Origin of the sequence: Achromobacter piechaudii NBRC 102461, from assembly GCF_001571245.1 — a bacterium.
Taxonomy (GTDB): domain Bacteria; phylum Pseudomonadota; class Gammaproteobacteria; order Burkholderiales; family Burkholderiaceae_B; genus Achromobacter; species Achromobacter piechaudii.
In genome coordinates this window covers 618,955-637,220 of sequence record NZ_BCTK01000006.1, presented here as the reverse complement: position 1 = coordinate 637,220, position 18,266 = coordinate 618,955, and the positions used below count along the sequence as shown (strand labels likewise).

Sequence of the window (18,266 nt, the reverse complement as noted above, 5' to 3'; positions counted from 1 at the left end):
GTTGTCGACAGCGGTTCCTTTTGCTTTGGCCTCCCCCTTACTTACAGCCCCAACGGCCGCATCGCCTGCTCGACGTCTTCTGCCGAAAGGTCCTGCACGATCAAGATCATGGCGCCCTCCGCCCGCGCCGCGTCTTGCGTCGCGGCGACAGGCTCGGGTGTAGCGAAGACGTGCCGCACGCCATGCACGGCGCGCAGGCTGCCATCGTCCCAGCGCAGCAGGCCCTTGGCTCGCAGCAGGCGTTCACCGACATGACGCTGCATATGCCGCGTCCAGCTCGCGTAGGCGTCCCAGCTTATCGGCGCGTGCTGCCGGAATGCAAAGGACACGATGCCGTAGCGAAGCACATGCGCCAGCGGACTGGAAGAGCCGGCCGAGGCCGACGCCAGCGCCGCCTCGTCCAGATGCTGCGGATGCAAGCCATCAAACAGCGCCGGCGCGTCTTCGTCCACGGTGTCGGGCGACACCATGCGTATGGGCGCGCTGGCGTTGTAGCGCCTCAGCGCGGCTTTCAATTCCTGGATCGCACCATCCTCGGCGAGGTCGGCCTTGGTTAGCGCGATGCGGTCGGCTATCGCTACCTGGGTGCTGGCTTCGCGATAAGCGTCCAGCGTGACCATCCCGTGCAGCGCGTCCGCCGTCGCCACCACGCCGCCGAAGCGGTAGTGGCGAGCGATCAGGGGATCGGCCGACAGCGTGTTGATTACAGGACAGGGATCCGCCAGGCCCGATGTCTCTACGACCACCCGCGTAAACGCGGGGATTTCTCCGCGCTGGCGTCGGTAGTACAGCGACTCCAGCGTGTCCTGCAACGAACTGGTAGCCGCGCAGCACAGGCAGCCGGAATCCAGCAGCACGACGTCGGTGTCGTCCGCCTTGCCCACCAGCATGTGATCCAGGCCGATCTCGCCGAACTCATTGATGACCACCGCCGTATCGGCAAAGCGCGGGCTGCGCACCAGCCGCGAGAGCAGCGTGGTCTTGCCGCTGCCCAGAAAGCCGGTCAACAGGTAGACGGGAAGCGGTCCGGTGGCGATGGTCATGGCGTCGGCATCCTGCTTGGACTCAGTCGCCGGCCGCTTCGACGGGCGCTTCAACGGGCGCGGGCAGGCCGCGCAGGTAGTCCTGCACTTCGCGCGACGGGATCACGTCCGCATACTTGCAGTTCAGGTCGAACAGGCTCATCGCGTGGCTGGCCTGGAAGCGGTCGAACGCCGCTTCCTCGGGAATGATGACTTTGAAATTGTACGAATAGGCGTCCACCGTCGTCGCCCGCAAGCAACCGGACGACGTGCAGCCCACCAGAATCAAGGTATCCACGTCGAGGAAGTTCAGGTGGCTCATGAAGATCGTGCCGAAGAAGCACGACGGTTTCTGCTTGGTGATGCGGATGTCTTGCGGGCGCGGGGCCAGCGGTTCCACGGTCTGCGTCGCATGGGTGTTCGCCAGCACGGTCTTCTCGCCGCCACGGTGGTTCTTGCCCACCTGCACGCCGCTGTCCAGCAGGTCTGCGCGGCGAGCGCTCTCGGTATAGAAGACCGGAATGTTCTTGTCGCGCGCCAGTTCCAGCAGCGGCACGATATGGGCGACGGCATCCCAGGCCTCGCGGCCGCAGTGGGTGCGGTACTGCTTCAAGCCTTCCAGGATGTCCTGGGGCGTATCGCCGCAAAAGTTGTATTGCACGTCGATGATGAAAAGCGCGGGGCGCTTGCCGAAGCCGCCGCGTTTGCCGTAACCGGCCTGGGCCAGCACTTGCTTGTCGCGTTCGGTAAGGAAGTCGTCCCAGATTCGCTTGGTGTTGCTCATAGTGGTGTCCGCCAGATTAAAGAAGAATTCAGTTCAAAGACGCTTGAGATAGCGGCCGCCAGGCTTGGCGCGGGCGGCTTCCGTGATGCGGCCGTCCTGCGCCACGGTGCGTCCGCGCACCAGCGTGCGCACGGGCCAGCCTTTCAGGGACATGCCCTCGTAAGGCGAATAATCGGAGTTCGATTCCAGGGTGGCCGGATCGACGGTGCGTTCCAGGTCAGGGTCCACGATCACCAGGTCCGCGTCCTTGCCGATCTCGATGCTGCCCTTGCCCGGCATGCGATAGATGCGTGCCGAACTCTCGGCGCTGACCTTCATCAGCGTCTCCAGCGGCACGCCGCGCCGGTGATAGCCTTCGTGCAGCAGGATCGGCAGCATCAGGCCCGTACCCGGGAACCCGTTGCTGGCGGCCCAGATGTCGGTGTCCTTGGTGGCGCGCTTGCGGGGCACGTGGTCGGTGCCGATCGTGGTGATGGAGCCATCCATCACGCCTTCCCACATGGCCTCGACATCGCTTTGCCCGCGCACCGGCGGGTTGACCTTGGCATAGGTGCCAGCGGGCGACTCGTCGTTCAGGAAGAGATAGTGCGGGCAGGTCTCGACGTAGATGGGCGGTGCGCCAGGCGTGCGACGATGGCGCCGCGCCTCGTCCAGCGCTTCGCGACTGCTCAGGTGCACGATGTTGACCGCAGCGCCCGTCTTGGCCGCGAAGTAGCAGACGCGGTGCACGTTCTCGGCTTCAAGAAAGTCGGGGCTCTGCTCGTTCCAGGCCTTCAGATCGTCGCGGCCAGCGGCGCGCAAAGGATCTCTCAGCACGGGGATGACTTCGACGTTCTCGCAGTGCACGCCCATGATCGCGCCCGGAATGGCGGCGGTGGCGCGCAAGGCCGAATACAGCAGGCCGTCGTCGATGTCGGTGAAGCCCTTGGACAGGCCCGCCGCGCCTTTGTACATCATGTATAGCTTGTAGGAAGACACCCCGAACCGGCGCGAGATTTCCTCCAGCGTTTCCACGTGCAGATTGCTGGTGATGCCGAAGTGAAAGCCGAAGTCGACGCAGCTTTGCGACAGCGCGCGGTCACGCGTCTTTTCAAATGATTCGCGGATGTCGGCAGACCGATGGAACGACAACACCGTGGTGGTGCCGCCCAACGCGGCGAAGCGCGACTCGGTTTCGAAGTCGGTCTCTGGCGAGCCAAAGCCGAAGTGCACGTGCGGGTCGATCAGGCCAGGCAACACCCATAGCCCCTGGCAATCGATCGTTTCGCGGGCTTCGAGCGGCGTGCCTCGCTCGGCGATGATGGCGATGCGTCCATCAATGACGCCCAGCACGCCCTCGGTCAGGCCCTGTTGGGGCAGCAGCAGCCTTGCATTGGTCAGTAAGAGATCCAGCATGATGTCGTATTTCCTGAGTGATGCGCGTAGTCAGCAATGGGCCGCATCGGCCGCCGCCGTGTCGGTCAAGAAAGCGTTCAGGACGCCGGCGGGGATGCCGCCTTCCGCCATGAGCTTGCGTTCGGCGTCCGTAAGCACCTGGGCATAGGCCTGAAAGCGCACCTGGCGCTCGCCGTCGTCGGCGGTCACGTCGATGGGTTCCCCTTTCAACACCCCGTCCGCCACGTTCTCCAGGCGCAGCGTCTCCGCGCCGGTCAGCCCCAGCTGGCGCCATCCCTGGCCCGGCGCGAATGCCAGCGGCAGCACGCCCATGCCCACCAGATTGGCGCGATGGATGCGCTCGAACGATTCCGCGATCACCGCGCGCACGCCCAGCAGCGCGGAGCCCTTTGCCGCCCAATCGCGGCTGCTGCCCATGCCGTAGTCCTTGCCGCCCAGGATGATGCAGGCCTCGCCCGCTTCGCGGTAGGCGGTCGCGGCATCGACAATCGACATGAGGCTGCCGCTTGGGTAGTGGCGGGTCACACCGCCTTCCATGCCGGGCGTCAGCGCGTTCTTGATGCGGATGTTGGCGAACGTGGCGCGCGTCATGACGTGGTGATTGCAGCGGCGGGCCACATAGGTGTTGAAATCGCGCGGCGCGACGCCTTTGCCGATGAGGTACTTTCCCGCCGGAGTGTCGGCAGGAATCTCGCCGCTGGGCGAAATATGGTCGGTGGTCAGCGAATCGCCGAACGCCGCCAACACGCGTCCGCGCGCTAGGCCTGCCGCAAGATCAGCCAGCGCGTCGCGGCCGGCGTCAGTCTTGAAAAAGGGCGGTTCGACCAGGTATTGCGAATCCGGGTCCCAGGGAAAGCGCAAACCGGCCGGCGCATCCAGGTCTCGCCAGATCGCACTGTCGAGGCTGGCGGGGTCATAGACTTCGGCAAACAAGGCCGGGTCCGACGCCAGCGGCAGCAAGGCCGCGATCTCGTCCTGGCTGGGCCAGACATCGCGCAGATAGACCGGCGCGCCGTCCGCGCCCGGCCCGAGCGGCTCGCGCTCGAAATCAATGTCGATGCGGCCCGCCAGCGCGTACAACACCACCATCGCGGGCGACCCGATGTAATTGGCCCGCAGCAGCTTGTGGATGCGCCCTTCAAAATTCCGGTTGCCCGACAGCACTGCCGTGGCCACCAGGCCGCCTTCGACAATCGCTTCCGCCACGCCGGAATCCAGCGGACCCGATTTGCCGCCGCAAGTCGTGCAGCCGTAGCCGATCACGTAAAAGCCTTGGGCTTGCAGCGCCGTCAGCAGCCCCGCCGACTCCAGATAGCGCGTGACGGCGCGCGAACCGGGCGCCAGCGACCGCTTGACCCAGGCGGGCGGAGTCAGGCCGCGCGCCAGCGCTTTTTGCGCGATCAGGCCGGCCGCCAGCATCACGCTGGGGTTGGACGTGTTGGTGCAAGACGTAATGGCCGCCAACGCCACCGAGCCATGGCCGACGACGTCGCGGTTCGCTGCGGACGCAGCAGCCGTCTGCACATCGAATCCGCCCTCGGACTGCGGTGCGCCCAGGCGGCGGCGAAAGTCCGCCGCGACATCCGCCACGTCCATCCGGTCCTGCGGGCGGCGCGGACCCGCCACGCTGGGACGCGCCGCCGACAGGTCAATATCGATCACCCGGCTGTAGACGGGCGCGGTGTGTTCGGCATCGCGCCACAGCTGGTTCAGGCGCGCGTAGGCTTCGATCAGCGCCACCTGCGATTCGTCGCGCCCGGTCAGACGCGCGTAGTCCAGCGTGCGCGCGTCGATGGGGAAAAATCCGCACGTGGCGCCATATTCAGGAGCCATGTTCGCGATGGTGGCGCGCTCGGGCACACTGAGCGCCGCCACCGCCGGCCCGAAGAATTCGACCATGCTGCCCACCACGCCCGCCGCGCGCAGTTGCTGCGTGACCAGCAGCGCGGCGTCGGTGGTGAGGGCCGGCGCTTCAATGGCGCCGTGCAGCCGCACCCCCACAACCTCGGGAATGGGAAAGGTATAGGCATGGCCGAGCAAGGCCGCTTCGGCGTCGATGCCGCCCACGCCCCAGCCCAGCACGCCCAGTGCGTTGACCATGGGCGTATGGGAATCCCCGCCGATCACGAAGTCCGGGTAGGCCCACTCGCCTTCAACCCGCGTCTGGGTTGCAACGACCGGCGCCAGGTATTCCAGGTTGACCTGATGGATGATCCCGATGCCGGGCGTGATGACGCGTAGCCCCTTATAGGCCTGCTGCGCCCATTTCAAGAACCGGTAGCGTTCGTCGTTGCGTTCGAATTCGCGCCGCAGATTGCGCTGCACCGCCCCCGAGTCGCCCCAATAATCGACTTGCAGCGAATGATCCACGATCAGATCCACGGGAATCCGCGTGTCGACCTGCGCGGCGTCGCCGCCAGCCAGAGCGACCGCATCGCGCAGCGCCGCCAGGTCCTGGAGCACCGGCAACCCGCTGGAATCCGGCAGGATCACGCGGGCCACATGCAGCGGCAGGTCGGCCCCAAGATGCTGCCCCCAATCCCATAGCCGGCTGATTTCCGTTTCGGATACGGCCGCGCCCCAGGCTCGATGCCGCAGGAGGTTCTCCAGCAGCACGCGGATGACATAGGGATACGTCTGGATGTCGCGGCCTTCGGCCAGGGCGGCGGCGGACAGGTCCGCGTAGCGCAACGCCCTGCCGCGACAGGAGAAAGACTGGATCATGGCAGCGGTAATTGGGAGAATCTCAATTGGAGCCATCTTACGGCTTCAAAAACAATAGTGTCAACACTATGGCGTTTTAACAGGCGATGTGTTTTTGATTAAAAGCCAGTCGAACAGCGCCCTTCCCAAAGTGTAGATTCAAGGCACTCACCGAAATACGCAGGGAAAACCCCAATAAATGGCGCTAAGACTCACACCACGCCAGAGAAATTCGGCTTGCCGCCGCCTCCCAACGCAAATAACCCGGCCGCAAAAGAGTTGACACTTTTGCGAGCCCTTTGATAGGCTGTTAACACTATGAACCTCTCAATGCCCCCCCTTGGCGCCAAGGAAGACGCCTCCGGCCCGTTGGCCGACGTGGTGTTCGACCGGGTGCTGGACGCGATCTACCAAGGTCGGCTTGCGCCGGGCAGCGTCATCAATGAAGTCGCGCTGGCGCAGGAATTCGGCGTCAGCCGCGGGCCGGTTCGCGAAGCCGTGCGCCGCCTGCAAGGCATTCAACTGGTCACGCGAGAGCCCTACATCAAGGCGCGCGTCGTAACGCTGTCGGCGGAATCCGCGCTGGAACTGTTCCAGATGCGGATGGCCCTAGAAGGCGTGGCCTGCAACCTGGCCACGCGCCGCATGAGCGACGAGGAAATCGCGCAACTGCTGGCCGAGCTGGAGCAAGATCGCCAGCGCCGCCTGGAGGCCGCCAATGGCGGCGCGGCGGAGCCGCGCGTCTTCGACTTCCACGAGCGGATCGTGCTGGCCAGCGGCAACACCCGCATCATCAACGCCCTGTGCGGCGACCTCTACCACCTGCTGCGCGTCTATCGCCGGCATTCCGGCACCGTGCTTGAACGCAAGGACGACGCCTACGCCGAACACTGGCAGATCCTGCGCGCCATCCGAGCTCGCGACGCCGAGCTGGCGGAGTCGCTCATGCGTTCTCACATCGAGCGCGCAGCCCAACACCTGTTTGAACACTTGGCAGAAGGAGCGTCCGGCATTGCCGGGCATCCCGTCTCGGCCGCATAACACTCTTTGGAGCAGTACGACATGAACAACCCGCGCAACCAGTTCCGGCAATTGCTGAAGAACGAGCCCTTCCTCGTATCCCCCGGTGTCTACGATGGATACAGCATCCGCCTGGTCGAGGCCGCGGGTTTCAAGACCGCCTGCACCAGCGGCGCGGCCGTGTCGAATGCGCTGCTGGGCATCGCCGACATCGGCGTGATGGGCCTGTCCGAAAACGTCACCCACTGCCGCCACCTGGCACGCTCGGTGTCCATCCCGCTGACCGCTGACGCCGACACCGGCTACGGCAATCCGGTCAACGTCTATCACACGGTGCAGATGTTCGAGGAAGCGGGCGTCGCGGGGATCAATCTTGAAGATCAGGTCAGCCCCAAGCGTTGCGGCCACATGCCCGGCAAGGACGTCATCAGCGAAGCCGAGATGGTCAAGAAGATCGAAGCCGCCTGCCTGGCGCGGCGCGATGACGACTTCGTCATCATCGCCCGCACGGACTCGCTCGCGATCGAAGGCATCGAAGGCGCGGTCAAGCGTGCCCGCGCCTACGCCCGCGCAGGCGCGGACATGTTGTTCCCCGACGCCGTGCGCACCGAAGACGATATCAAGCGGCTGGTGGACGCCGCAGGCATTCCTATCAGCATCAACATGGGCTTCGGCATCCGCAACCGCCCCACCACGCCGCTGATTCCGCTGCCGCGCCTGAAGGAAATCGGCGTCAAGCGCATCAGCCTGCCGCGCATGTTGCCCGCCGCCGCCATCCACGGCATGCGCCAGGCGCTGCAAGTCATGCAGGGCGTGATCGCCACGGGCGAACCGGTGGATCGCCCCGACTTGCTGGTAGGCATCGAAGACATCATGCAATTGATGGGCTACGAGCAGATGCGCGCCATGGAAAAGCGCCTGACGACGCTGGACGCCTGACCGAACATCGCCATGATCGAACGTAACGCGTCGACGCATTGCGTCCTGACAGGCGCGGCATCCGGTATCGGCCTGGCGCTGGCCGAGCGGCTGCTGGCGGCCGGCTGGCAGGTGACCGGCGTGGACATCGCACCTGCCGCCATCACGGACAACGCGCAGTACCTCCATCTGGTTTGCGACCTGTCCGACCCGGTGGCGTTGCAGGCCTTGTGCGCCCGCCTGGACGGCTGCAATCCGACCGCGTTCGTGCACTGCGCCGGCCTGGTGCGCACGGGCGGCGCGCTAGACACGCGGCCGGAAGACGCAGCCTTGCTCTGGAGCGTGCACGGCGCCGCGCCGATCGCGCTGGTCCGCGCCTTGGCGCCGCAGCTTCCCGACGGCCGTGGCCGCATCGTGCTGGTGTCCAGCCGCGCCGTGCTGGGACGCGCCAACCGCCTGGCCTACGCCGCCACCAAGTCCGCGCAGATCGGACTGGCTCGCAGCCTGGCCGCAGAGCTCATCGGCCGTGGCGTCACGGTCAACGTGATCGCGCCCGGCGCGGTCGACACCCCCATGTTGAGCGATCCGAAACGCGGTGCCGCGCCCAGCGTCCAACTGCCGCTGGGCCGCCTGATAGAAGCACGCGAAGTCGCTGCATCTATCGCGTTCTTCCTGAGCGATGACGCAGGCGCCATCACGGGACAGACGCTCTACGTATGCGGCGGCGCCTCGCTGGGGAGCATGACGCTATGACAACGGCTCGCGCACCCGTACTTGAAGGAAAGGTCGTGATAGTGACCGGCGCCGCAGGCGGGCTGGGACTGGCCATCGCCGAGCATTGCCTGGACGCCGGCGCCCGCGTGGCCCTGCTCGATCGTGACCAGGACATGCTGGCCCAATGCTGCCGGACGCTATCGGCCGCCCCCTCCCGCGTCTTGGCGCTGCCCTGCGACGTCGCGGACGCGAGCGCCTCTCGGTCAGCCGTGGAACAGGTCGCCACGCAATGGGGCGCGATCGACGTATTGGTGAACAACGCAGCAACCGTGACGCCCGGCGCGAAAGTCGCTGACCTGACGCCGGAACAATGGCGGCAAGCGCTGGACGTGAATCTGACGGGCGCCTGGCTGATGAGCAAGTGGGCCATTCTGCATATGGCCCGCGCGGGCAGCGGCGTCGTGCTGAACATTGCTTCGCAACTGGGCAGCGTCGCCGCGCCCGGCCGTGGCGCCTATGGCGCAAGCAAGGCTGGCCTGATCGCGCTGGCGCGCGCCATCGCCGTGGACCATGCGGCCGACGGCATCCGCGCCTTGAGCCTGTCACCCGGCGCAGTCGTGACCGGGCGGCTGATAGATCGCTACGGCAGCGCGGAGGCGGCCAATGCCGCGCTGGCCGCCAAATATCCGGCCGGGCGACTCGGCACCGCCGAAGAGGTCGCGCAGACCGCAGTTTTCTTAATCAGCGAGGCTGCCTCGTTCATCACGGGCACGGACATCCGTGCCGACGGCGGATACACCGCGCAATAGCGGTGGCGCCACTCTTTCACGCAGTGCACACATCACATAACAAGGGGCTTGAATCATGACGCACTCGATTACTTACGCAACGCACGCGCGCATGCCGCGCCGCAAGGTCCTCGGCATGCTGGCCGTGCTTGCCGGGGCAGCCGGGCTGGTCGCCGCTCCCGCCTTTGCGCAGGACGCCGGCAACTTTCCGACGCGTCCGGTCACCATCGTGGTGCCCTTCCCGGCAGGCGGCGCCACGGACATCACTGCGCGACTGGTCGCCGAAGGCTTGTCCAAGAAGTGGGGGCAAGCCGTGGTGATCGAGAACAAACCCGGCGCGGGCGGCAACGTCGGCTCGGAATACGTGGCGCGCGCCGCACCCGATGGCTATACGCTGGTGCTCGGCGTGACCGGCTCGCACGGCATCAACACGTCTTTGTACAAGAACATGCGCTATGACCCGATCAAGGATTTCGAGGCCGTCACGCAAGCCACCCTCTACCCCAACGCCATCATCGTCAACAATGACGTGCCGGCCAACAACTTGCAGGAACTCATCGCGCTGCTCAAGAAGCCCGATGCGCATTACTCGTATGGGTCGGACGGCAATGGCACGGCTTCCCATCTGGGGATGGAGCTGATCAAGAACCAGGGCAAGTTCGAGATTTCGCACATCCCGTACCGCGGCAGCGCTCCGATGGTGACCGACCTGCTGGGCGGCCAGATCCAGGTCGGCATTACGGGCCTGCCCGCCGTGCAAGCCTATGCCAAGAGCGGCAAGCTGAAGATCATTGCGCTGACCACGGCCAACCGCTTTGCCAGCGCACCCGACTACCCCACCGTGGCCGAACAGGGCTTCGCTGGCTATGCCGCGCCGCCTTGGTCCGGCTTCTTCGCGCCCAAGGGCACGCCCAAGGCGCTGGTCGAAAAGATCTCGTCCGACATGCGCGAAGTCATGTCGGATCCGAAGGCGAAAGAAAAAATGATCGCGGCCGGCAGCGAGTTCACGCCCTCGACGCCTGAGCAGTTCCAGGCCTTCGTGCAAAAGGAAATCGCCAAGTGGGCCGAGGCCGTCAAGATCTCCGGCGCCCGCATCGACTAAGCGATGCATTGCCTATCCCGCAAGCGCGGGGTAGGCAATTTTTTGGGCGGCGGCGAATATTCGATAAAGGGAATGCACCGGTTCCCGTGCCGGATAAAAACTCAGCTTTCTTTCCAACAAATCAACAACTTGAATTGGAATGAAAGCTGAATTGAGCCGGTTCTTATGCCGCTTCACAACGGGCCGCATCAGTTTTTTGAATTATTCAGCTCCGAAAGTTTTTAGCACGCGTTCCGCCGCGCGGGACGTTCTATCCACACGCTTGGGACCATGTCGATAAATCTGCGGCAACGATGCAACGGTCTTGCACGGGCCAAGCAGATTGCAGAGGCGATGCCTGCCCGCCGCGCCCCCCGCGCACTGGGCGGCGTGCTACCGTAATCGCCACTTTCACCTCAGCCCCCCTCATGCAAAGCCGTTCTTTGCACGCCTTTTTGGCGCTCCATCAATTTGGCACCGTGACCGCCGCTGCCCAGGCGGTGCATTTGTCTCCTGCCGCCGTCAGCGTCCAACTGCGCAATCTTGAGGATGAGCTCGGTGTAGAACTATTCGTCCGCACGGGCAGGTCGATACTGCTGAATGACCGGGCTCACCAACTGGTTCCGCTGGCTCGCCAGATCCTGGATTTGCAAGCCGAAATGGCGTCGCTGGGCAGCAGCAGCGTACTCAAGGGCAGGCTGGCTCTAGGTGTAATTACCAGTACCTTGTCGGGCGGCTTGCCCGGCGTCTTGAAGCGGCTCAGTGCGGATCACCCGTCATTGGAACTGCGCATCACCGCGAAGCGATCTCCGGACCTGGCGCTGCAAGTCGAGGCCGGCGTACTCGATGCCGCCGTGATCTCCATGCCCCCGCCCCATGTGTCGACGTCGCTCTGCTTTCTTGAGCTGTACACCGAACCGCTGGCGCTGGTCATGAGTTCGCAGAGACACTTCACCAGCGTCAAGAAGATGCTGCAAGAGCACCCCTACATTGCGTTCGACAAAACGACGTGGATCGGTAAGCAGATCGAGTCGTCCATCACGGACTGCGGCATATCGGTACGTCCCGCCATGGAGCTGGACTCGCATGACGCCGTTCTCTCCCTGGTCCGGCACGACATCGGGGTCACCGTACTGCCGGTGCTCAAAGGGCCAACTCGACACGATGGGGCATTGAAGTTTGTGGACCTGCCGGACTCGTACCGGACCGTGTGCCTTGCCGTGCGCCCCGCCAATAGCAGCAGCCGCGCTACCCAAGTGCTATTGAGCTGCTTCAGGGAATTCGGCCAATCCTCCCCGCCGTCTAAATGATTGGGTGCAGGCCCATGTTTTCATTCGGCCTGCCCGCCAGCCGCCGATAGGCAAGCGCCGCCCCTACGCGCGAAGCCCACGCAATCAACCACCCACGCGACCGGCCATCAGCATCGTATTTTCCGATGCTGACGTGCATAAAAATTTGCTTTTGCTAAAGCTCGCGGCTTTTTACTATGGCCGTGCGCCCGACTCCAGCAAGCGGCGAAAGCCTGAGCGGTGTACACAGCGCCAACCATCCAACCCGCCAGAGGGAGAGCTTTTTGAAAATCGTCGTGACCGAATTCATGGATGCACCTGCGGTCGATCGACTGCGGGAGAAGGCGGAGGTGACTTACGACCCTCAACTGGTCGACAACCTGCCGCAGCTGCTTGAGCAGGCAGAGCACTACGACGCAATCATCGTTCGGAACCGCACGCAGGTGCGTGGCGAACTGTTGGCCTCGCTCAAGCGATGCAAAGTCGTGGGCCGCCTGGGTGTCGGTCTGGACAATATCGATCTGGAAGGATGCAAGCGGCAAGGCATCCAGGTGTTCCCGGCAACCGGCGCGAACGCAAACAGCGTGGCCGAATACGTGATCGCCACCGCGCTGTTGTTGTTGCGCGGTTCGTATGCATCCACCGAGGCCGTCGCTTCGGGACAATGGCCACGGGATGCCTTGTCCAAAGGCCGCGAGATCGCCGGAAAGAAGCTGGGCTTGCTCGGCTTCGGGTCGATCGGTCAATTGACGGCTCGTCTGGCCAAAGCGCTAGGCATGTCGGTCATGGCTTTCGATCCCGCGATGGCAGACGACAACCCGGTGTTTGGCCAGCTTGGCGTCACCGCGTCGGATCTGGACCGTCTGGTTGCCGAATCGGATGTCACCAGCCTGCATATGCCGCTGCTGGAATCGACCCGAAATTTCTTTGACGCACGCCGCATCCAGGCAATGAAGCCGGGCGCCATTCTCATCAATACGGCCCGGGGAGGGATCGTCGATGAGCTTGCCGTAGCGGCCGCACTGCGCAGCGGGCAGCTAGGAGGCGCGGCGCTCGATGTCTTCAAAGACGAACCACTGGCCGCCGCGCCGCATTTTCGCGATTGCCCCAACCTGATTCTCACGCCCCACACCGCGGGCTTGACGATGGAATCGAACCAACGAGTCAGCAGTCTCGTTGCAGAGAAGGTCCTTGAAGCACTGGCTTGACTCTGCGACGCCAACATAAGAAGCGTACAGACAGGAGACAAAATGATTACCAGAAGAACGCTGCTTGCATCAGCGCTGGCGCTTGCCGCCATTGCCCCGGTTGTCAACGCGCAAGCCACGGATTACCTGAACAAGGGAAGCGTCTTGCGATACGTGGTGCCCTTCACGCCGGGAGGGCTGACGGACGTCATGGCGCGCCTGGTGGGGCAGCAGCTTGGCGAACGTCTCAACGTCACGGTCGTCGTCGAAAATCGGCCGGGCGCGGGGGCAATGATCGGCGCCGAACAAGTGTCACGCGCCCCGCCCGATGGCAATACGCTGCTGGCGATCACGATGACGCACTCCGTCAACGCCACCTTGTTGCGCGGCAGGAGCCGGTTCGACATTACCAAGGACCTGAAGCCAGTGGCGCTGCTGGCGTCGACGCCGATCCTCGTCGTCGTTCCCGCAAGCAGCAATATCCGTACGCTCGATGATCTGGTCAAAGCAGCGAAATCCAAGGAATTGAATGCGGGGTCCAGTGGAGTGGGCACGCCCTCGCATCTGTCGCTGGCCTTGTTCAACCAGATCAACGGCACAAAAATCCTGCACATCCCTTACAGCGGCGGATCACCCTCGCTGACTGACCTGATGGGTGGCCAGCTCGACGTGATCTTCAGCAACTACGCGGAGTCCCTGCCCTACGTGCAATCCGGCAAGCTGCGCGCCATTGCGATTGCAAGTTCAGAGCGGAACCAGCAGGTCCCGACGGTACCGACATCGGCCGAAGCCGGCATGCCTAAGCTCAACGTCGAACAATGGACCGCAGTCATGCTGCCCAGCGCGACGCCCGACGCCATTGTTCAACGGCTGGGCAAAGAACTGGTGAGCATCATGGCGGTTCCAGAAGTGGCCGAGAAGACGCGCTCACTGGGCTTCCGGGTGGACGCGCGCGGCCCGGCAGAGTTCGCCAACTTCTGGGGCAGTGAAGTCGATCGCTGGGGCGCGGTCATCCAGGCAGCGGGCATCACGGCGGAGTGATGCCGCACGCCGCCGCGCAGGGCGGTGGACGTTTGCAGGCGGGGCGTGTTGTGGGTCGAGCGGGTCTCTGGACATTGGGCGTGTTGCCTGCCCCGGCTTGCGGGGGCAGCGGGGTTTGCCTTTATGATGGCAAAAAAATAGAGCCGCCCTGCGCGCCATCAAGGAGACCCCAGCTTGTCCACAGGCACGCCCACGCCCTATCCCGAATCATTTCCCACCTTGGAGTCTTCAGATTTCTCGGGCGAGGGTTCGTTCTATTTCGATCTCGTTCGCTTGCAGGACCGGGACGATATCCCGCGCGGCTTCCTGCATCGGCACAACTACTACCACCTGCTCTGGATGAGCGAGGCCAGCGGCACGCACATGCTGGACTTCGAGCAGCACGAGGTGCGCGACCATTCCGTGTTCTTCCTGTCGCCCGGCCAGATCCACGCCTGGACGTCGTCCGTCAAACCGCGCGGCTACGTGCTGAACATCAGCACCGACTTCTTCGCGCACATGTTCCCGCGCGCGGACGACATCGCCAAGTTTCCGTTCTTCCATCTGGCGGGCGGCTCGCCCGCCATTTACTTGTCGCGCGAGCAGCACGACGGCATGCTGCCACTGCTCAATGAGATCGAACGCGAAACGCGCGATCGACAAACCGGGCGCTTCGACGTCGTGCGTTCCTACCTGCTGATCCTGCTGACGCAGTTGCGCCGCCTGTACCCGGCCGACGAGCGCGAGACCGCGGCCGGCCCCAGCTATTCGCTGGTCAAGCGCTTCACCATGCTGATCGAGGAACACTATCTAGAATTCGGCGCCATACGCCAGTACGCCGACGCACTGCACGTCAGCGAACGCCAGCTTAACGAGGCCGCCAAGCGCAGCATGGGCCGCACCGCCAGCCAACTGGTGCAGGAACGCGTTGCGCTCGAAGCCAAGCGCCTGCTCAGTAATACGGGCTTGAGCATTGCCGAAATCGCGTTTCAGCTGAACTTCGAAGACCCGTCCTACTTCGCCCGCTTCTTCAAGAAGCACACCGGCTGCACCGCAGGCGATTTCCGCAAGAAGTACGACCGCCCCATCGGCTGACGGCCGCTCCGGGCGCTTGCGCAAAAAAGTGCAAGACAAGCTCTGATCTGTCCTAACGCGCCCGACGCCGGGCTGCGTACAGTGCATCCAGACACAACCCGCCGCCTTGCGGCCTGATTGAAACTGCGATGAACGACACTGCGAAATTGATGACGGGCGGCCAGCATGTGGTGCGCGCGCTGCTGGAACATGGCGTGGACACCGTGTTCGGCGTGCCCGGCGAAAGCTATCTGGACGTGCTGGACGCGCTGTACACGGAACGCGAGCGGATCCGCCTGGTGTCCTGCCGCCACGAAGGCGCAGCGTCGTTCATGGCCGAAGCGCACGGCAAACTGACAGGCCGGCCGGGCGTCTGCATGGTCACGCGCGGGCCGGGCGCCACCAATGCCAGCATCGGCGTGCAGACGGCGTTTCAGGATTCCACGCCGCTTATCGTGCTGGTGGGCCAGGTCGGCAACGACATGGTCGAGCGCGAGGCCTTCCAGGAAATCGATTACCGCCGCATGTTCGGGCAGTTCAGCAAATGGGTGGCGCAGATCGACAGCGCCGCGCGCGTCACCGAATACATGAACCGCGCCTTCTCGGTGGCGATGTCGGGCCGGCCCGGTCCCGTGGTGCTGGCATTGCCCGAAGACATGCTGACCGAACTGGCCGCGCCCCAGGACTGCGGAACGATCCAGTTTCCGCAGGCGCACCCGGCGCCCGATGCCATGGCAGGCATGCGCGCTTTGCTGGCCGACGCGCAGCGGCCGCTGATGATCGTGGGCGGTTCGGGCTGGACCCGCGCGGGCCTGGACAGCCTTGCCCGCTACGCGCATCAGAATGGCCTGCCCGTGGCGTGCTCGTTCCGCCGCCAGGACCTGTACGACAACCACCATGCGCAATACGTCGGCGAAGTAGGCATCGGCATCAACCCGGAACTGGCCGATGCCGTGCGCAATGCCGACGTGATCCTGGCGGTGGGCGCGCGCCTGGGTGAAATGGTGACGGGCGGCTATACGCTGCTGCAATCTCCCGTGCCCAAACAGACGCTGATCCACGTACTGGCCAGCCCCGAAGAACTGGGCCGGGTTTATCAACCTGCCTTGAAGATACAGTCGGGCCTGAACGCCTTCGCGGACGCGGCTGCCGCGTTGGAGCCGCTGGACGCCACCCCGTGGCGCGGCTGGCTCGACGGGCTGCGGCAGAGCTATCTGCGCTACACGGAACCGCCTGCTACCGATCTGCCCATGGACCCGGCGCGCGTCATCGTCGCGCTGCGCGAGACCTTGGATGCGCACGCGATCCTCACCAACGGCGCGGGCAACTACAGCGCCTGGGCACATCGCTACTACCGTTTCAGCCATCCGCGCAGCCAGCTAGCGCCCACCAGCGGCGCGATGGGATACGGCGTGCCCGCCGCCATCGCGGCCAAGCTGCGCCACCCCGAACGGCAGGTCGTCTGCCTGGCTGGGGACGGCTGCTTTCTGATGACCTCGCAAGAGCTGGCCACCGTCAAACAGCACCGGCTGGCCATCGTCTTCATCGTGTTCAACAACGGCATGTACGGCACGATCCGCATGCACCAGGAAGTGCACTACCCCGGCCGGACCATCGGCACGGACCTCAGCAACCCCGACTTCGTGGCCTATGCGGAATCGTTCGGCGTGCCCGCCGAACGCGTGGACAGCCACGAGAGTTTCGCGCCCGCCTTGAAGCGGGCGCTGGACAGCGGTTCGCCGTATCTGATCGAACTCAGTCTGGACCCCGAAGTCATCACGCCCCGGGCCACCCTGACCAGCCTGCGCGACAAGGCGCGGCGCGCCGCATCCTGACTTGCAGGAGCGGATTGCCGCGCGCCGGACGCAAGAACGGCGCGCGGCGCCTACATAAAAAAATATCCAACACTGGAGAGAGACTATGAATATCCCCCTGCCCCCCGTACGGCGGCTGGCCGCAGCCGCGATGCTCGCCGCCGCGACCTTGAGCACGGCCGCGTCCGCCGCCTCTGCCTATCCCGAACGCCCGCTGCGCATCATCGTGCCCTTTGCTGCGGGCGGCGCCACCGACGTCATCGCGCGCACCGTGGCGCAGGCCATGTCCACCCGCCTCGGCCAGCCGGTGGTCGTGGAGAACAAGGCAGGCGCCAACGGCAATATTGGCGCGGTCATGGCGGCGCGCGCCGAGCCCGACGGCTACACGCTGCTGATGGCCACGTCCAGCCATGCCATCAATTCCACGCTTTATCACAAGCTGGACTACAGCCTGACGGGCGACTTCACGGGCCTGTCGAACCTGGCGTCGGTGCCCTTGCTGCTGGTGGTGAATCCGTCGGTGCCGGCCAAGACCGTCGAGGAATTGGCCGCCTACGCCAAGGCCAACGGCAACCGCGTGAACTATGCGTCGGGCGGCACCGGCACGGCGTCGCACCTGGCGGGCGCGCAGTTCAATTCGCTGGCTGACGCGCAGATGACGCACGTGCCCTACAAGGGCGGCTCGCAAGCGCTCAATGACCTGATGGGCGGCCAGGTGCAGATCATGTTCGCGAACCTGCCCGAAGTGCTGTCGCAGGTGCAGGCCGGCCGCCTGACGCCCATCGCCGTCACGGGCCAGCAGCGCCACGCGTCGCTGCCCAACGTACCGGCGTTTTCCGAGACGAAATACCCGGCCATGAACGCCCGCTCCTGGTTCGGCCTTTTCGCGCCCGCTGCCACGCCGGCGCCCGTGGTGGAAAAGCTGTCGCAAGCCATCACCCAGGGCGTGGCCGACCCTGCCGTGCAGGACAAGTTGAAGGGCTTGGGCGCCGACCCCGTCGGCGACGGCCATGCCGCCTTTCAGCAATACGTGAACCAGGAAGTCGCGCGCTGGAGCGTGCTGGTGAAACAGTCCGGCGCCACGGCCGACTGACGATCAATTTTTCGCAACATCAATCAAGGATGCACCATGCTTTACGACGTACGTACCTATACCTGCCGCGCCGGCACCATCAAGAAGCACCTGGCGCTCTATGCAGAGCACGGCTATGAGGTGCAGAGCCGCCACCTGGGCAAACCCCTCGCCTACATGCAGACCGAGACAGGCGACGTCAACAGCTACATGCACATCTGGGTCTATGACAGCGCCGCCGACCGCGAAGCCAAGCGCCAGGCGTTGCAGAAAGACCCCGCATGGGCGGGCTATCTGACCAAGAGCGCCGAGGCCGGCTATCTGATCCGCCAGGAAAACCGGCTGATGACACCGACGGCGTTTTTTCACCCCTAAGCGGCGGCGA

The 18,266-nt window shown here is 64.5% G+C and carries 16 protein-coding genes; 12 read left to right on the top strand and 4 right to left on the bottom strand.

Annotation, left to right across the window (positions count from 1 at the left end; all coding sequences use genetic code 11):
• Nucleotides 1-41: 41 nt before the first annotated feature.
• Genes API01S_RS15020 through acnA form a run of 4 tightly spaced genes read right to left on the bottom strand, consistent with a single transcriptional unit; the run spans nucleotide 42 to nucleotide 5,925 of the window.
• The gene (locus API01S_RS15020; RefSeq protein ID WP_061305591.1) at nucleotides 42-1,043 is read right to left on the bottom strand and encodes a CobW family GTP-binding protein; all 1,002 of its coding nucleotides are present in this window, start codon (nucleotides 1,041-1,043) and stop codon (nucleotides 42-44) included.
• Between the two features lie 22 nt (nucleotides 1,044-1,065).
• The gene (locus API01S_RS15015) at nucleotides 1,066-1,806 is read right to left on the bottom strand and encodes an isochorismatase family protein (protein WP_006221552.1); all 741 of its coding nucleotides are present in this window, start codon (nucleotides 1,804-1,806) and stop codon (nucleotides 1,066-1,068) included.
• Between the two features lie 33 nt (nucleotides 1,807-1,839).
• On the bottom strand, nucleotides 1,840-3,201 hold the full coding sequence (locus tag API01S_RS15010) for a dihydroorotase (RefSeq protein WP_061305036.1): 1,362 nt from the start codon (nucleotides 3,199-3,201) through the stop codon (nucleotides 1,840-1,842).
• Nucleotides 3,202-3,231: 30 nt separating this feature from the next.
• Complete coding sequence (gene acnA, locus API01S_RS15005; protein WP_061305034.1) at nucleotides 3,232-5,925, bottom strand: aconitate hydratase AcnA; 2,694 nt, start codon at nucleotides 5,923-5,925, stop codon at nucleotides 3,232-3,234.
• Nucleotides 5,926-6,234: 309 nt separating this feature from the next.
• Here acnA and API01S_RS15000 point away from each other — a divergent pair, with 309 nt between their 5' ends.
• The 12 genes from API01S_RS15000 (at nucleotide 6,235) to API01S_RS14945 (ending at nucleotide 18,256) form a co-directional block, all read left to right on the top strand.
• A complete protein-coding gene (locus API01S_RS15000) occupies nucleotides 6,235-6,945 on the top strand; it encodes a GntR family transcriptional regulator (protein ID WP_231689417.1) in 711 nt (236 codons plus the stop codon).
• Nucleotides 6,946-6,966: 21 nt separating this feature from the next.
• Nucleotides 6,967-7,863 (top strand): isocitrate lyase/PEP mutase family protein, encoded by an 897-nt coding sequence (locus API01S_RS14995; RefSeq protein WP_006221556.1) that lies wholly within the window; start codon nucleotides 6,967-6,969, stop codon nucleotides 7,861-7,863.
• A 12-nt stretch (nucleotides 7,864-7,875) separates the two neighbouring features.
• The gene (locus tag API01S_RS14990; protein ID WP_061305032.1) at nucleotides 7,876-8,595 is read left to right on the top strand and encodes an SDR family NAD(P)-dependent oxidoreductase; all 720 of its coding nucleotides are present in this window, start codon (nucleotides 7,876-7,878) and stop codon (nucleotides 8,593-8,595) included.
• 35 nt (nucleotides 8,596-8,630) lie between these two features.
• Entirely contained in the window at nucleotides 8,631-9,365 is a 735-nt protein-coding gene (locus tag API01S_RS14985) for an SDR family NAD(P)-dependent oxidoreductase (protein WP_254598593.1), read from the top strand.
• A 55-nt stretch (nucleotides 9,366-9,420) separates the two neighbouring features.
• Nucleotides 9,421-10,446: a Bug family tripartite tricarboxylate transporter substrate binding protein gene (locus API01S_RS14980; protein WP_061305030.1), complete on the top strand. Its 1,026-nt coding sequence runs from the start codon at nucleotides 9,421-9,423 to the stop codon at nucleotides 10,444-10,446.
• A gap of 407 nt (nucleotides 10,447-10,853) precedes the next feature.
• Nucleotides 10,854-11,735, top strand: a complete 882-nt coding sequence (locus API01S_RS14975; RefSeq protein WP_167351707.1) for a LysR family transcriptional regulator — start codon at nucleotides 10,854-10,856, stop codon at nucleotides 11,733-11,735.
• A 263-nt stretch (nucleotides 11,736-11,998) separates the two neighbouring features.
• Nucleotides 11,999-12,922, top strand: a complete 924-nt coding sequence (locus API01S_RS14970; protein ID WP_254598592.1) for a hydroxyacid dehydrogenase — start codon at nucleotides 11,999-12,001, stop codon at nucleotides 12,920-12,922.
• Nucleotides 12,923-12,964: 42 nt separating this feature from the next.
• Nucleotides 12,965-13,942 (top strand): Bug family tripartite tricarboxylate transporter substrate binding protein, encoded by a 978-nt coding sequence (locus API01S_RS14965; RefSeq protein WP_061305025.1) that lies wholly within the window; start codon nucleotides 12,965-12,967, stop codon nucleotides 13,940-13,942.
• Nucleotides 13,943-14,116: 174 nt separating this feature from the next.
• Nucleotides 14,117-15,016: a helix-turn-helix domain-containing protein gene (locus API01S_RS14960; protein ID WP_061305023.1), complete on the top strand. Its 900-nt coding sequence runs from the start codon at nucleotides 14,117-14,119 to the stop codon at nucleotides 15,014-15,016.
• Between the two features lie 128 nt (nucleotides 15,017-15,144).
• Nucleotides 15,145-16,830, top strand: coding sequence for a thiamine pyrophosphate-binding protein (locus API01S_RS14955; RefSeq protein WP_061305021.1), 1,686 nt, complete (start codon nucleotides 15,145-15,147; stop codon nucleotides 16,828-16,830).
• An 85-nt stretch (nucleotides 16,831-16,915) separates the two neighbouring features.
• Nucleotides 16,916-17,902: a Bug family tripartite tricarboxylate transporter substrate binding protein gene (locus tag API01S_RS14950; protein WP_050729448.1), complete on the top strand. Its 987-nt coding sequence runs from the start codon at nucleotides 16,916-16,918 to the stop codon at nucleotides 17,900-17,902.
• A gap of 36 nt (nucleotides 17,903-17,938) precedes the next feature.
• Nucleotides 17,939-18,256: an NIPSNAP family protein gene (locus API01S_RS14945; protein WP_061305019.1), complete on the top strand. Its 318-nt coding sequence runs from the start codon at nucleotides 17,939-17,941 to the stop codon at nucleotides 18,254-18,256.
• Nucleotides 18,257-18,266 lie beyond the last annotated feature (10 nt).